The following is a 15,234-nucleotide window of genomic DNA, read 5'->3' on the forward strand; positions in this document are numbered from 1 at the left end:
AGTATAACAATCTGAGCAGATCTTAGCAACTGGACGATCATCTTAGCTGAGGTCCCTTTTTATCTTGCCCAGATGGAGATGCTTAACCGATAAGAGCTTATCGATCTAGCCTGAAGGGGAAAGAGCTAAAGAGTTATGCGCACTTCTCTCTTCTTTCCTCCTCACACATGACATATAATTACGTATAAATTCGTATGTCCACTAAGCAGAATTACTCAACACTAATAGTAATGGAGAAATCTGTGATGGCAACTACGCAACGCGGTTCCCCCCAATTCCCTACGATGTCATATACAATGCCGGCCTCCACTCCTGAAGAAATGGACGCAGCTATACAGGTCCTGCAAACCCACAAAGATACCTGGGCCATGCTCCCAGTACGCACACGTATCACGCTGCTTGATCAGCTCATCCACGACTTTATGGCTATCTCGGCCCGTTGGGTTGCAGCGGGACAGCAGGCCAAAGGTATAGCTCCCAACTCGCCGCTGGCTGGCGAAGAATGGAGCTCTGGAACCTGGCCAGTACTTAAAAATCTCACCCAGTTGAGGCAATCCCTCAGCGATATCGAAACCCACGGACAGCCTCGTATCCCGGGGCCAGTTACCGCACGACCTGATCACCAGGTTGTAGCACAAGTATTTCCTATTTCTGCTTATGATCGCCTCTTCTTTACAGGAATTACTGCCGAGGTCTGGATGGAGCCGGGGGTTACAATTGAAGGGCTGGCCAGTACTCAGGCCCTGGCTTATCGGGAAAAGCAGCCGACCGGTAAGGTTGCCCTTGTGCTGGGCGCTGGCAACGTCGCCAGCATTGCCCCTATGGATATCCTTTACAAACTATTTATAGAAAACCAAGTAACCCTCCTCAAAATGAACCCTGTCAACGCTTATCTGGGTCCACTGCTCGCTGAGGGATTTCGGGCATTAGTCGATGGAGGTTTTCTGCGCATTGTTTACGGCGGAGCCAGCGAAGGGAGCTATCTTTGTAAGCATGGCCAGATTGATGAGATCCATATTACTGGCTCGGATAAGACGTTTGAGGCCATCGTCTTTGGCCCTGGCAAGGAGGGAGCGCAACGCAAGGCAGAGCAGCGTCCGCTGCTTACCAGGCGCATCACCGGTGAACTTGGCAATGTTAGTCCGGTTATCGTTGTACCAGGTCCCTGGAGCGAGAGTGATCTTGCCTACCAGGCTGCCCATATCGTCACTTCTCTTACGAATAACGCTGGCTTCAATTGCAACGCCTCGCGCGTAATCATCCAGCACAAGCAATGGAGCCAACGTGATGCGCTTCTGCAGAAAGTTCGCAAGACCTTAGCTCAAGTTCCCACACGTGAGGCTTACTATCCAGGAGCCCAAGAGCGCCAGCGTCTCTTTCTAGAGGATCACCCACAGGCTGAATTATTTGGCACAACATCCGACAAAGAGCTTCCCTGGACCCTCATCGCCGATGTAGCGGCCACCCAGGATAACGAGATCTGCTTCACCACAGAGGCCTTCTGCGGGCTTTTTGCCGAGACAGCTCTTGAGGCCGAAGGCATTCTAGATTACCTCGACCGTGCCGTTGAATTTGCCAATGAGGAGCTCTGGGGCACGCTTAACGCCACGCTGATCATCCATCCCGCGACCCTCAAAAGTCCCGAGGTCAGAGAAGCCTTAGATAGAGCGATAGCCAATCTACGTTATGGCACGATTGGGCTCAATTACTGGGCCGCAACCGGCTATGCACTGGCAGTCACGCCCTGGGGAGCTTTTCCCGGCCACGACATCTACAATATTCAATCGGGCACTGGAGTTGTACATAACACGCTTATGTTCTCGCGTTCCCAAAAAACCGTGCTGCGCGCGCCTTTCCGCAGTATACCAACACCGCCCTGGTTTGTGACCCGTGGCAAAGCTGCACGCAAGGTGTTTGCCAGGCTTACGAGTATGGAGGCTACGCCATCAGTCTTGCAGATTCCAGCTATCCTCTGGGATGCCCTTCGCGACTAGAACAGAAAATTTACCATCTAGTCTGACGACTTCCCCCTTTACCACAACTGTGGGGTACTTCATAGCGGCATTTCGCTTTTTCTTCTACAGTTAATATATTGAAAGAGATAAACATTACTTTATTTGCTCAAGGAGTTTAGAATGAGTATTCAGGCCCAAGTTCTTGAGAAGGAAGAGCATATAGAGGAAAAACAGGAATAAAAGATTTTTGCTTGTGATTGTCAGCCTTTCGGCGGCAATTCCTGTCATCACATTTCTCGTGACCATTATCAATGGTATCCTGGTGGCGGGAAGCTGGGAGGGTGACAGGCGCAAGAGAAGCTAAAGATTCCCACTTGCTGAAATCTTCAGCTTCCCATTGCACTGCACTGGGTACCCGATACTGCTATGCATGGTTACGTGGTACTCTCCCATGCCTCGGTACTATTTCCTTTGCAACAGCACAGTTCAAGGTATAGGAGAGCAGGTATCATGCGTTATCCTTTGACCACAATGATGGGCTTCAAACGCGCAACCAGCTTCGCCAATCCCGCGTTATGCACGACATTGACTACTTTCTGTGCGTCCTTATAGGCCTGGGGGGCCTCTTCGGTGAGCAGATTCTTGCTGTGCACGCGCACAGTAACTCCACGCGCCGCCAGCTGATCCAGCAGATCGCGGCTACCCATCGACTTCTTGGCCGCCGTCCGACTCTGGCGACGCCCCGCCCCATGGCAGCAAGAGCCGAAGCTCTGCTCCATCGAGCCTTCAGCGCCCACCAGAACAAACGAGTAACGTCCCATATCGCCAGGAATAAGAACCGGCTGACCAACGCTTCTATACTGCTCAGGTATAGCAGGATGACCCGCTGGAAAAGCCCGGGTCGCCCCCTTACGATGCACACATACGCGCTGCATCTGTCCATCCACCTCATACTCTTCCATCTTGGCGATATTGTGGCACACATCATAGACCAGCGGCATATGCTTAGGACGTGCCTGCCTACCAAGAACTTTGGCAAAGGCCTGGCGCACACCATGCATTAACAGCTGTCGATTAGCCCAGGCAAAATTTGCCCCACAAGCCATCGCCGCCAGGTAATCCTTGCCTTCCTGCGACTGCAGAGGCAGACAGGCCAGTTGCCTATCTACCAGGCTAAAACCGAATTCCTTTTGCTTAGCTTCCGCCAGCTTGATATAGTCCTCAGCAATCTGATGGCCGACTCCATACGCATAGAACCGCATTGGACAATGATCGTTGTGAGATTGCTTCTAACGTGACTCCGCCTGATTCTAGTTCATCCTGGTTCTGCTGTATGATCGCGTAGTCTTGCAATGACAAGGCGTAAGGAATGCCGTTAGGCTGTGATTTAACTGTTCTTACCAATTTCAGGTCTTTACCCATGATCTGTATACCGGTCCAGCTACGGTTAGGTAGTTGCCTTAGAAGTTCGTTTCTATCTCCACTTGGGTACAACTCGCGTACAATCTCGCGCTCTTCCTCTGTCCATATTGGCGCGGTTCCTTGTGTTCGCCATATAAGGCCGTCGTCTATCTCCCAGGTCGGATTTTCCCACTCGATGACTACGCGCAAGAAATGGGGGGCTATGCTCTCCAGCGTCAAATTTTTTACCAGGGCGTTGACGAGTGACATACGCTTGCTAAAGGTTAAATTTTTCCAATGCGGCGCTAACTTTTCTACAAGCTTTTTGTACTCAATGAGGTTGATAACGTCTTCACCATCTCTCTGTACTTCAAAGTACGCCTTTTTATCCTCTAACTCTTCCCGTTGTAGCAGAATGATAGCTAGGTCCTCCTCTAATGCCTCTCTCACGCTCTGGCGTAGCTTAGGATTGCGCAGACTCTTTTGAATACCGGCGCGGTCCCTTTTGATAGTCTCAAGCTGTTTATCAATTGAGGATATTTCGCTCACTGCCTCGCTGACACGTGCCTCGTACCAGTTTCGGTAGTGCTCATAGCTATCTGTCTTGCTTAGATGATCTAGTAGCTTGTCCTTGAATATGCTGTCCAGGTGTTCAACCTGGATGGTGACGATACGTCCGGTATCTTTATGAGGCTCACGGTATGATATTTCATAGTACCATGCGCCAAACTTGTTAGCGACATAGATAACCTGGCCCTCATTTGCTGCCTCTATGCACTCTTTTAGCAGGGCCTTCGGGTTTCGTTTTATGTAGTACCGCGCTTTGTTGGGTCTTAACGTGTTCTCCTCGCCGTTGGTAAGATAAGGTGATAAACGATTGAAGGCGAACCAAAATTTATCCTCTTCCTCCGGTGGGATAATGCGCGGGTGATTGTTATCGCGTATATTGCCTCTGTGTAGCCATTTGCCGATAGCATCGATGTTGCACAGCATATCCCGTAGCCCGCTCTCACTGAGATGAAACCCTCCCGATACTTTCTTTACATGGCGATTGCCTATAACTTCTCTGGGCATATCTGCAGGAAAATCAGGGAATAGTACAGGCTTCTTGCACAATTCCCTATACATCGGCTTGAGCTTTCCATCAAACTTAACATACATTCTGAGCAAATTGAGCCGTACTTCGGCGTGAGGCTCGTAAGGAATGTACTTCTTGTAGTTAGGATTAGGGGCGTGTTCATCGTTAATCAGGATGGTTTTACGCCTGTCGATAATAAACCCCAACGAGATAGCGCGACCATCATATAAACCTTGCGCGGCTATACGGCGTAGCGCACCACCTAAGCGATTATACACATAGTCGCGTATGTAGTCGGCGGACTCTTCACAACGCCAGCGAAATTGTTTTACATCATAGGGGTTCTCGAAGTCATAGACCTTATGCGGTGTGATAACAATACAATCATGGTTCTTGCAAATGTCGATGAAAGTATTTACTTGGATCATGCTTTCATCTCTGAAAAGACGGTCTTCTAATTGCACTAGGACAGCTTTGATAATGTCCTTCTCAATATATTCTGTAAGAGTTCGTAAGCCTTCCCTCTGGTCTATTCTGAGGCGGCCTGATGCATTTTTGATTTTCCCATCTTTGCCTCTATTCTCGACGAAGAGAATTATTTGATCTTCAGCCCATCCGTATTGTTTGCCCATAGCGGTTAGCTCGGTGGTCTGCATCTCGCCTGATTGGACGTGCTTAATTACTTGATTCTTTGTGGACTGGCGGGCGTACACCCCTAGAGCGAAGGTTACAGGTAGTTCCTTCTGCTCTCCCCACTGGCGTTGTTTCTTCTCTGGCTTGGGCTGAAACTTGTTGGCCTTGAGCATTTTCTATCTCCTCAATTTCAAGGGCTAACTCAACTAAAATTCTGCAAACGCGTTCAACGTGAAGCTTTGATAACATCTGCTCGTTACCCCCTGTCATACTAAGATCGATCATCTGATTATAACAGGGTGAACCGGCTTTACAGGCTGATTGAAAACACTTAGCCGAGGCGATTCTAGTGACGAGATGTTTATCTCGGCTGTGGTATAAAGCGTGTTCAATAGAAAGCGTATAGTAAAGATTTAACGGCCATTTCGACGACCATTTAAACGCACTTGACAAGCAAGCGGTATCTCAATAGCTCCTCTCTGCCTGGGGCGTGGGAAGAACGTATAAAACGGTTATGTGAATCCGGTTGTTGTCTGTGGGCAACGTGGCCGGGTCGCGCCCATTCATGGTGATGGCAACATGGGCTATTCCTGACTGCTGTGCGAGGAACTGAACGGCTTGCCTGCGGCTTTTGCCCGCTATCTGTTCGCGGAACTGCTCTTGCTTTGCCGGGCTCAGCTGGTAGCCATAGCTCCCGGTCGCGGTAATCGTCACGGTGGTTGCGCTCGTGGTCGTCTGGTCCAGATGGAGCGCGGTCTGTATGGGACTGATGAGGCTGTAGCCTGCTCCTTGCTCCTGCATGGCTTGCCGGTCAAGCTGCTGGCGCACAAGGCGGGCGAGGGCTTGCGTCTGGTAGGCGATGCCTGTACAGGCGACGCTGACCTGTATCGTGGCCTGAGTGGCTTCTTCTCCTGGCCGGTGGTCGCTGTTGACCTGTGAGTGACAAGCAACCGGAGTAAGCAGCGTTTCATGCGTATGGACCTGAATGCGGAAGCGATCTTGCAAGCTCTGGGTGATGCTAGTTTGCAGAGGCGTAGCAGCGTTATCCAGGTCGCTTTGTGTCACCATGTGATAGGTGCGGGCGTCTTGCCCTCCGCTAAAGGCGTGCAGATTGGCCGCTAAGACATAGGCTCGGCAACAGGGGCCATAGATGGCGTCGGCGCTGATATTGCCCGCCGGTCCCGTGCTTAAGGCGTGGGCCGCAACCGCGACACTGCCTTGCACCGGGGGTACTGCTGGGGGAATGGTCGCGCTCTGGTCGGTCACGCTCTGCACGCCGCTCGTCGTCTGTAACAAGGTGCCTGCTGGTATCACCTGAGCTTGCGTCAACCCATTGTAAAAGGTAATGCGTCCCTGGGCCGCCTGTGCGAGTTGCTGACCGGTGCCAGTGGCCGGGACGGTGCGCGTCTGCATTATCCTCAAAGGAGCAAGCCTTCGCCCGTCTATCTCCTGGCTCTGCGAGGTCGCTCCCTCGGTGCGGATCGTGGCTGTGAAGGTGGTGCTGATGCTGGCAGCGTTGGGGGTAATGGTGACGGTAGCGCTCGTCAACCAGAAGGGGACAAACCAGCATACTGCGCCGATGAGTACAGCCAGAAGACAGAGAGACAAGGCCGCAAACAGCCACGCGTGGGGGTGCTTTCCATTGGCGCGTCGTGCCTGTGCTGGCTCTGTGGGTGTGGCTGCTTCCTCCGGTTCGCTGATGCTTCCCTCCACACTCGGCACGGGGGTGGCTAGCTCCTCTGCCTCTTCTGGCTCCTCAAGGATAAACAGGTTGATGGTACGTGAGTGTGGGGGTGCTTGGTCGGGTGCTGGCTCGTTGGGTGGCTGGCGCTCCTGCTCGGCTGCGCCTTCGAGTTGGCTGGCAAGTGTAGCTAACAGGCGCTCAATTTCTTGCTCTAGCTGTTGACGTGGTTGCATGGGTCTTCCTCCTGGAGTCGCACATGGGCAGGAAAAGAGCGGTTGCTCTCCTCCTGCCTGGATGACTAAGGCTTCCACTTTGGGGCAATGGTAAAAAACGCACTTGAGAGGACACCATAATGCTTGATGTCGCTATCATCGACAAAGCGTTGCAAGAAGTCGAGCGGAACACGCCCGTTCCAGCGAACAACGACAATACCAGTGCTGCTATCCCGCATCACGCCAGAGGCTACCACCTGGGCGCGGGTATGTTGCTCCTCGAACAGATCGTCTAGCTCGTAGATCAGATCTTTCATCACTGCCTGTGTACATATCAAGATGAGCAGTTCATCAGCCTGCTGTACCGCTTCTATCTGCTTTGCCATGTCTGACATGTCTTTCCCTCCTTAGAGATGAAGCTGTTCACCCGGTTTCGCCGGGCGGAATCTGCCATTGTCATTGACGAAAGGAAACAGTTGTCCATTTGCCACAATCACCATATCCGGCTTGCCGTCTCCGTTCACGTCCCGAAATTGCAGGCTGACCGGGGTGTGATCCTGCTCGGTTCCGATAAGTTGAGGGCCAAGATAGGTCAGGGCATGGGTCGCGTCTCCTCCGGGCAACTCGATCACGATGACTTGTCCGTTGAGGTTGAGGGCTTCAAAAAAGCTTGGATGCCCGTCTGAATCGTGATGACCCACGACGGCGAAACAGCGAGAGAGGCGCGGGTAGCCGTATTGGGCGTTGATCTGTGCACTCTGCCATTGCCCGATCACCCACGTGCCTGCTATCCAGACAAGCAGCAAAAGCAGCATCCCGCTACCCATATAGAACAGAGGATGCACACTACGTCTGTGCCTGGTTGTTGGTGCTGGCGTGGGCGGCTGGTTGCGGCTACGGCGGCGTACAATCACGTTCAGGGTATCAGGTGCTTGCCGGGTACTGGCCGGGCGGGTCGTCGTGTAACGAATGGCGCTCCTGGGAAATGGGACGACATCATAGCCAAGATCAGCCCCTTGCATCAGGCTATTCTCTTCCTCTGTATCAACCTGGGCGGGCCGGGTGGTCGGGGCTGCTGCTTGAGAGACGCGGCTAGCTCTGAGCGTGCGCGGTGGGTGCGGCGCTTGGTAATACTGCATTAGCGCCTCCCTGCTGTGCGCGCTCCACCTGAAGCGGTTCGCATGATTGGAAAGACGTTCATGCCTGCCGCTCCTGTGGTGAGAGGGTATGCTTTGTACAGAACAAAGGTTGAGCCTGCGGAGATGGCCGCATCGGGGTACAGCCTGGGCAATAGGCCCTTTGCCCGCATTCAGAACAGATTTTCTCAACGCGGCTGAACGGTGTAAAGGTATGACCATAGTAGTGGCAATTATTGGCGGCTATGTCTACGATACGGCCTATTATCTGGGTAGTGGATTTCTTTTCCGATGGAATGGGAATGGATTCCCCCCACAAGGAGAAAATTTCTGACATCATGTGACCTACTTCCTTGACGTGGGGAGCCTCACATGTCAGAATCATACGTGAGGACTCCCTGACCTACGCAACGGTATATAGTTCTCACTCGCTGACCTGTCGTCTTGTCCACGGCAGGTCAGAACAGTATCACCCCCTTTGTCTTCAACTGGCATATCTGGAATATAACACATATTTTGATCATAAACAAGCCTTTTTGAGCATATATGAGCACAGATAAGCACTAACGTTGTAAAAGAGATGGCTTTGTGCTATCATAGGCCCAAATTAAGCCTGTTTGGAGGAGAGAATGACAGAGTTTGGACGACTGCGCATAAATGCCGGCCTTACCATTGTTCAGTTAGCAAATGAGGCTGGAATATCACGTGGGACTATCGAGAAGATAGAGAAAGATAAGGCTGTTAGAGCTGTGCTTGCTGCTCGTGCTTGCAATGCGCTTAGTCGTCATTTGTCACAGCCTGTGACCTATGAAGATCTTGGAATCAAGGTTATCAAATAGACTTAATATTTTTGTTGGCTAGGTAACCCCCTATCTTTCTCTTTGCTGGTTATAATCTCCATTTTTTATCTTCCGAATCTTCCCGGATGGGTAGAAAACCGTCCGGGAGTTTCCCGGTTGCTCCTCGCGCTTCTCAGGCTGGCTCATTAGCTACCTCAGGCTCATTTCCGTAAGTTTGGGCCTCCCTTTATCCTGCACTACCCCTACTGCGTAGGTGGTGTACGCTGCGCGGGCGTCGATCACGTTCGGGTTTCCTGCTGGATGGTCGGGCGGTTGCTGCCTATTCCGAACTGATGTGTATGCTCTTCTCCCGTAGCAGCGTCAGAGGGCGGGGCAGTAGTGGCCCATCCTGCAGTGTCCTAGTCCCGCTAAGTCCCGCCGGAGGCTCCGCCGGGGTCTGACCAGGGAAGCACCGGAGCAGCACAGGCGTGAAGAAATTCGGACGCTTGCGCTTGCCCGTTTCCAGAGGTGATACGCTCGGAAGGATTTCAGCGCGGTGATGGCGAACTACCTGCATTAGCCCTGAGCCGCGCTGAAGTCACGGAGTGCATATCACCTCTGGAAACGGGTCCGATTTTTAGCCTGTGCTGCTCCGATGAAACGTTCGGGTCGCTTCTATTAGAAAGGCGCGTAGCATTCCTTGCTCTGATGCATGTTGACTTGAAGCTGGCAGGTTGGGTATCCCGGTGCCAAGCTGCTGTTGTGTCATAGAAAAGGCTTACCTACTCTCTAGCAGTGTGGCATAAGTACGTACACATTCTTTGTGTATCCATTTGGACACATACACAAGCAGGTCACATCGTCGTAGCTCTTCACAAGCTTTCTCATAAAGACAGTTCACAAGAAATACACAAAGTTGGGCTACCCTTTATCTTGCACTACCCCTACTATGTAGGTGGTGTACGCTGCGCGGGGTGTCGATCACGTTCGGGTGTTCAAGATATGTGGCCAGGCTGGTAACTGGTACAAACAAGGAAGCGTTGCATCTTGGCTAGCATTGAGAGAGAGTAGAGGCAAAGCCGGGGCCGTAGCCTACGCACTTTGTGGCAAGGATTGGGGCAGAGACTACTACAAAGTTCATAGGCCCACGGACGTTTTGCGGATGTTTGTAGGGAAGGCCGTGTCAGAGGGTGAGGGCTTGATAGCCCTCGATCTCTTCAAGTAGTGACCTAAGTATAACTAAGGCGGAACTATCTATATGTCGTTCACTGGTATTCTGTACTGTTCGTTGAAGCCGCGGCTCCCGCAGTGAATAGTGATCACAACCTGGCCAGGCTGCCCTATTCCCAGAGCGCTTGCCGCCTCGGCATCATAAATGTGATCAATGATCTGTACTTCACAGAAGTGATTGCCCGATCCCAGGCTACCGAGTTGCTTCTTACCACGCTGGACCGCATTAGAAGATACAGCATCAGGATTTGCGCCGGCCAGGCAACCGCGCTCCTCAGTTGTCTCTAGATCTCCAGGCAGTCCATACCCCTCCTCAATGGCCCAGTCTGCACCGCGTACCATCACCTCACGCATCTCTGTCTGACTCAACTGACGCATACCTGCGCCACCGACGCCAGATGGTAAGTTGTTGAAGAGCTCATCTGCCAGCTTGTCAACCTTACCACGCACCTGGGCATGGACAAGCTCTGTGGAGATCAAGCGCACGCCACAATTGATATCGAAGCCAATGCCTCCAGGAGAAACCACCCCATCCTCTGCATGCGTTGCCGCCACGCCACCAACCGGGAAGCCATAGCCCCAGTGAATATCAGGCATACCCAGCGAATGACCGACGATTCCAGGTAAGGTAGCTACATTGGCTACTTGCTGCAATGCATTGTCGCCAATGATCATCTCCAGCAGCTCATCATCTGCATAAACTATTCCAGGCACGCGCATCTCTGGATTGTAACGCTGTGGAATGCGCCAGCGATTAGTATCTACACGCTCCAAAGGGATCTTGCTCATGGAAACGTCTCCTAGTCCCTTATCTATAAGATTGCATCCTTTAAAAGCACAGTAAAGTGCTCTCAGGATTCAAAAAAAAGAGGATTGCAGTTATAAAATCGAGTAAGGTCGTATCGTACTGTCGCCCTTAAATGTCGAAGATGATACGAGCCTCATACCCTTTCTCGGTGAGGTTCACAGCCGCCTCATGCCAGGTAACAGCTTTTATTGCGCTACTCAGCTCATGGCGCTGGGCATCATAGCCTTCGCCGGAGGCATGGGCAACTAAGTGGGTCTCGTTTATAAAATCGAGCGCAAATGTATGAAAGAGGAGGTATTCGGTATCGAATAGAAAAATCAATTCATTCAACCAGGCAATGAGCAACGAGACAGTATCGTGACCATCTACCTTGATCTCCCGCGTGGTTACCGCACTTACTTGCTCTGGAGGCACCATCAAGCTTTCCATCCCTTCAGCGGCATGGATAAACAACTCAGCTAAGGTGCTACCATAAGCCTGCAGACCAACATCGGCAGTATGCTCGAATACTTCAAAGGGCTCTTTCATCCTGCTTTACCCATAGCACAGCTCCGACGAAAACCTCGTATTCTCATATATCTGGCGTTCATGCTACAGCCCTTCCTTTCTCTTATGAAGTACTCTCAATACATTTACAGCATACTTAATGTTTTGTGATTTGTCAAGCAATAAACGGCGCTCAGCGCAAATATATGCTTGCGCTTTTTCGTTCAGTAGCCTGAGCAGGCAGAAGAGCATCATTATGAGCGCTTAAAAAAGCTAAGAATAGGCTTAATGAGCCGGCTCGCTTTTACCCCTGGTTAACGGCTCTTGCCATGCTCAGTTAGCGTGTTAACGAGATTTTACAAGCCGCCAGACAGCAGTAGAGTATGCAGAATAGCGCATAGCAGGGGAGCAAACATACAAATAATAGCACTATAAATAGAAATACAGGCAGCATGTTGCAAAAGCCATGGGCATATCCTTTGATCTGATAATACGCCCTACTTTGACGGGCCAGGGGCGCTACTCACTCAGCTCCAGTACACACTAGACTACGCATAGATCCTCATCTGGCCTTATCTTACGCTGTCTTACCTAACAGCTATCGCCTCCCACAAAGTAGAGCATTGCCCGCACAAGGTTTAGAGCTCCTTGCTGCCTGCCATACGTATTCAAGCATACCAGCCCTAAAGCTTCGCTTCATCTCACTGCAAAGCTTAAAATCTGATAAGAAGTTGATAAGAGAAAGATAAGTAATCGAATTACTATTATCTTTATTAAGATGATTTTGGCTCGCTTTAATATACTTTAGTTTACGCTTAGAGTGGCATACAGCAGAGCTTTTAACCCCTAAAAATACTTGATATTTCAACTAGAAAAAGCTAAGCTACTCATAACAAAAGAAAGCGAGGCTAAGACACATGCAAGTACGAGAAAGAACAAAGATCCAATCTCCAGAAATTACTGATGGAGTTTTAGTAAAGCAGACCCTGGCCGGAGACCAGCAAGCCTTCGAGATGCTGGTACGTCGTTATAATTCCCCACTCTTCAACTTTATCTGTCATTGTCTAGGCGACTATGACATGGCTTGCGATATATTACAACAAGTTTTCCTACAGCTTTACATTTCTATGCCAACTCTGCGCACGGGTGAGCCGTTGAAAGCGTGGCTCTTCCAGGTTGCCCGTAACCGCTGCCTTGACGAATTACGCCGCAAGCGCGCCATTCACTTTTCGGAGCTAGAATCATCAAATGACGACGATGATCTCTCGCCGCTCGCAATTATGCCAGATACCCGCCCGCAGCCCGATGAAATTGCCGAACATCACGATCTGCAGCATACTCTGCGTCGCGCTATCGAGAGCCTGCCGCCAAAATTCCGCTCTGTAGTTCTCTTACGCTACGCTGGCCAGCTAAGCTTCTCAGAGATTGGCAAAACGCTGAATATGCCCGAAGCAACCGCCAAAACCTATTTTCAGCGTGCGCGTCCGTTACTGCGTACAGCTCTAGCTGCCCACCGCCAATCAGCAGTCGCCTCCTGATGTTCCTGAATATGTCCCTAAAAAGATGGCGCTATGAATATTAAAATAGATAAGAAAGCTTGGAGAAGTGAAACTTTCCTCTTATGTTATTCGTACTAGCAGCAGAGACAGTACGAATAACATAAGAGGGAGTACAATATGAAGCTTTCATCTCAAATCCTCTTTGCAGACGAAATAAATGACATCATGACTGATGATGAGATAGATAACTTATTTAGCCAATTACAGCCTATTGAACCGCCATCCACCCTGGTTGATAGTATCATGGCTTCTGTTAAGCTTCTCTCCCACACGGCGCGCAAACCAGGCAGCGGCTTGATTATTCATAACGAGCATCTGCTGCCTTCCTGAAAGGCGCCTCAGCAGGACAGAAGCAAAACATAATGCCATGTACAGCTTAGTGAGCAACATCTAATCACTCCACAAGCATACATGGCATATTATTTTTCAAAGGGCCGGTTTCCTGGCTAGCAGATGAAGAGACAGCCAGGAAACGCGGTCCTGATTTTTCGCTTTCTCCAGCAGCCGTCCACGCGGTCAGGCCAAGTCTTCCCTGGCAATTCGGCTTCAAGCCAATCGACCTCAGCCCGGTCCGAGCAGTCGACCTCGCTGCTTAAGCTATCTGATCGGTAAGTTTGCCAGTATTCACAAGCCAACGAATAAATTCGAGACGCCGGTGCATAATGAGGGCCTGATGCTTCTCCTTTTCATTGTAATAAGAGCGAAGTTTACTTAGCTGAATGACCTCATTTTCCGCAAACCCATTCTTACGCAAGATTTCGCGATCTTCTTTACGATCCATATGATCCTCCTTATTGAATCGTGGGACAACTTAATGAGGCGGCATCGTCAACATACGCTTTACTCGCTTGAGAAGTGTCTGCATTGGATATGGTTTAGGCAAATGATCCAGCGTCGATTTCGTTTCGCCATGACTATGAATATAGCTTCGCACTGCCGATGAGCTCGTAGTAAGTAGCACTGGCACGGAGGTCGAGGCTCGCAGAGCCTGCAAAACATCCAAACCATGCATTGGGCCGGTAAGTTCAAGATCAAGCACTACGAGATTCGGTACAAAGTGACGGAGAGTTGCGATAGCCTGTTCCCCACTATTGACAGAGATTACTGTATATCCATGAGCTGTCAAAATATCCGCTTCCAGAGAGGCAAGCGTGGGGTCGTCCTCGACCACCAGAATACGTTGCTGGATATGCTGCCCTTCGTATTGTTCTTGCGCCGGTTGGTCAGACTCATGGAGAACTGTACCATTTAAACAATCCATCTTGCCGCTTTCCGGCATGTTGTTCGCAGCGTCCTGGTCGTACATGACTGACTTCCTGCTTTCGCTACGCCTATCGTGCGGTAGCGCAGCCGGTGCGACTGAGAGATAGCATCTTTTTATCATCTCTCTACAATATTACACAACCCGAGGTGACAATGGTGTGAATATCTCTGCTGCTGTGTAAAATTTGTGTGAAATTGCTGAATCTATGACGAATCTCGTAGCAGGGTGGCAATGAGATGGCTTAGAGTTCTTCGGTGTCAGGAGGCGGGACGAAGTAGCCAACACCTAGTTCATTACGCAAGAAACGTGGCTGGGACGGGTCCGGTTCAAGTTTGCGCCGCAAGTGGCGAACAAAGGTGCGCAGATAGGTATTTTCCCGGCTATAATCTGGTCCCCAAACGCGCTGCAGCAATTCCCTGTGGGTTAACACTTTACCAGCATGACGCGTCAACTCACAAAGAAGGTCGTACTCGGTAGGTGTGAGATGCACTTCGCGGCCACCAGAACGTACAACGCGATGGGCAAAATCTACCAGCAAGCCGCCCTCACCTCCACAACGATAACTCGGGCGCTGGGCTTCACCGCCCATGACGCTATTGCGCAGGCGCGCCGTCTCCTCAGCGCGCCGTAAAGCTACACGTACGCGGGCAAGTAATTCATTGAGACTAAAAGGTTTGGTGAGATAATCGTCGGCCCCCAGATCCAGGGCTTTTATCTTTACTGGCTCTTCATCGTGTGCGGAAAGCACGATCACAGGCGCGCTACTCCATTCACGTAGCCGGCGCAGGAATGTCAGACCGTCTAACGAGGGAAGCGAAAGATCGAGCAAGACAAGCTGGGGCTGAAAGATTGCAGCCAGATCGATAGCCTGCGCTCCATCGCGCACTGCCTGCGTTTGAAACCCGCGCGCCTTTAATTGGGCTAGCAGAAAAGTGCGCATCTGCGGATCATCTTCAACACAGAGGATGCGAACCTTTTTATCAACTGTAGCCATCATACATATCCCCCC

General features: G+C 50.9%; 14 protein-coding genes. 4 read left to right on the plus strand and 10 right to left on the minus strand.

The genetic code is table 11. From position 1 onward, the window contains the following. Window positions 1-245 precede the first annotated feature (245 nt). Window positions 246-1,994 (plus strand): aldehyde dehydrogenase family protein, encoded by a 1,749-nt coding sequence (locus tag EPA93_RS19760; RefSeq protein ID WP_165423264.1) that lies wholly within the window; start codon window positions 246-248, stop codon window positions 1,992-1,994. A gap of 476 nt (window positions 1,995-2,470) precedes the next feature. Here EPA93_RS19760 and EPA93_RS19765 read toward each other — a convergent pair whose 3' ends face one another. From EPA93_RS19765 to EPA93_RS19785, 5 genes are all read right to left on the minus strand, one after another. Beyond that, window positions 2,471-3,217, minus strand: coding sequence for an RtcB family protein (locus tag EPA93_RS19765; RefSeq protein ID WP_242527450.1), 747 nt, complete (start codon window positions 3,215-3,217; stop codon window positions 2,471-2,473). After that, a complete protein-coding gene (locus EPA93_RS19770; protein WP_129889165.1) occupies window positions 3,177-5,240 on the minus strand; it encodes a recombinase family protein in 2,064 nt (687 codons plus the stop codon). The genes EPA93_RS19765 and EPA93_RS19770 overlap by 41 nt, the downstream gene beginning before the upstream one ends. Window positions 5,241-5,532: 292 nt before the next feature. After that, the gene (locus EPA93_RS19775) at window positions 5,533-6,984 is read right to left on the minus strand and encodes a baseplate J/gp47 family protein (RefSeq protein WP_129889166.1); all 1,452 of its coding nucleotides are present in this window, start codon (window positions 6,982-6,984) and stop codon (window positions 5,533-5,535) included. A 65-nt stretch (window positions 6,985-7,049) separates the two neighbouring features. Further along, window positions 7,050-7,358, minus strand: coding sequence for a hypothetical protein (locus EPA93_RS19780; RefSeq protein ID WP_129889167.1), 309 nt, complete (start codon window positions 7,356-7,358; stop codon window positions 7,050-7,052). A gap of 12 nt (window positions 7,359-7,370) precedes the next feature. Next, window positions 7,371-8,102 (minus strand): hypothetical protein, encoded by a 732-nt coding sequence (locus EPA93_RS19785; protein ID WP_129889168.1) that lies wholly within the window; start codon window positions 8,100-8,102, stop codon window positions 7,371-7,373. A 626-nt stretch (window positions 8,103-8,728) separates the two neighbouring features. On the opposite strand from EPA93_RS19785, the gene EPA93_RS19790 reads away from it, so the two are divergent. After that, the gene (locus EPA93_RS19790) at window positions 8,729-8,938 is read left to right on the plus strand and encodes a helix-turn-helix domain-containing protein (RefSeq protein ID WP_129889169.1); all 210 of its coding nucleotides are present in this window, start codon (window positions 8,729-8,731) and stop codon (window positions 8,936-8,938) included. A gap of 1,194 nt (window positions 8,939-10,132) precedes the next feature. Here EPA93_RS19790 and EPA93_RS19795 read toward each other — a convergent pair. Together EPA93_RS19795 and EPA93_RS19800 are read right to left on the minus strand one after the other, a co-directional pair. Then, window positions 10,133-10,897 (minus strand): RtcB family protein, encoded by a 765-nt coding sequence (locus tag EPA93_RS19795; RefSeq protein ID WP_129889170.1) that lies wholly within the window; start codon window positions 10,895-10,897, stop codon window positions 10,133-10,135. Window positions 10,898-11,024: 127 nt separating this feature from the next. Then, the gene (locus EPA93_RS19800) at window positions 11,025-11,444 is read right to left on the minus strand and encodes an archease (RefSeq protein WP_129889171.1); all 420 of its coding nucleotides are present in this window, start codon (window positions 11,442-11,444) and stop codon (window positions 11,025-11,027) included. A gap of 875 nt (window positions 11,445-12,319) precedes the next feature. Between EPA93_RS19800 and EPA93_RS19805 the strand changes: the two genes are divergently transcribed. Together EPA93_RS19805 and EPA93_RS19810 are read left to right on the plus strand one after the other, a co-directional pair. Beyond that, window positions 12,320-12,940, plus strand: coding sequence for an RNA polymerase sigma factor (locus tag EPA93_RS19805; RefSeq protein WP_129889172.1), 621 nt, complete (start codon window positions 12,320-12,322; stop codon window positions 12,938-12,940). A gap of 138 nt (window positions 12,941-13,078) precedes the next feature. Next, window positions 13,079-13,291, plus strand: a complete 213-nt coding sequence (locus tag EPA93_RS19810; protein ID WP_129889173.1) for a hypothetical protein — start codon at window positions 13,079-13,081, stop codon at window positions 13,289-13,291. 262 nt (window positions 13,292-13,553) lie between these two features. Here the strand turns inward: EPA93_RS19810 and EPA93_RS19815 are convergent, their stop codons facing one another. The 3 genes from EPA93_RS19815 to EPA93_RS19825 form a co-directional block, all read right to left on the minus strand. Next, the gene (locus tag EPA93_RS19815; protein WP_129889174.1) at window positions 13,554-13,742 is read right to left on the minus strand and encodes a hypothetical protein; all 189 of its coding nucleotides are present in this window, start codon (window positions 13,740-13,742) and stop codon (window positions 13,554-13,556) included. 30 nt (window positions 13,743-13,772) lie between these two features. Further along, window positions 13,773-14,267, minus strand: coding sequence for a response regulator transcription factor (locus EPA93_RS19820; protein WP_165423265.1), 495 nt, complete (start codon window positions 14,265-14,267; stop codon window positions 13,773-13,775). A 199-nt stretch (window positions 14,268-14,466) separates the two neighbouring features. Further along, complete coding sequence (locus EPA93_RS19825) at window positions 14,467-15,222, minus strand: response regulator (RefSeq protein ID WP_207229600.1); 756 nt, start codon at window positions 15,220-15,222, stop codon at window positions 14,467-14,469. Window positions 15,223-15,234 lie beyond the last annotated feature (12 nt).

This window comes from Ktedonosporobacter rubrisoli, assembly GCF_004208415.1.
Lineage (GTDB): Bacteria > Chloroflexota > Ktedonobacteria > Ktedonobacterales > Ktedonobacteraceae > Ktedonosporobacter > Ktedonosporobacter rubrisoli.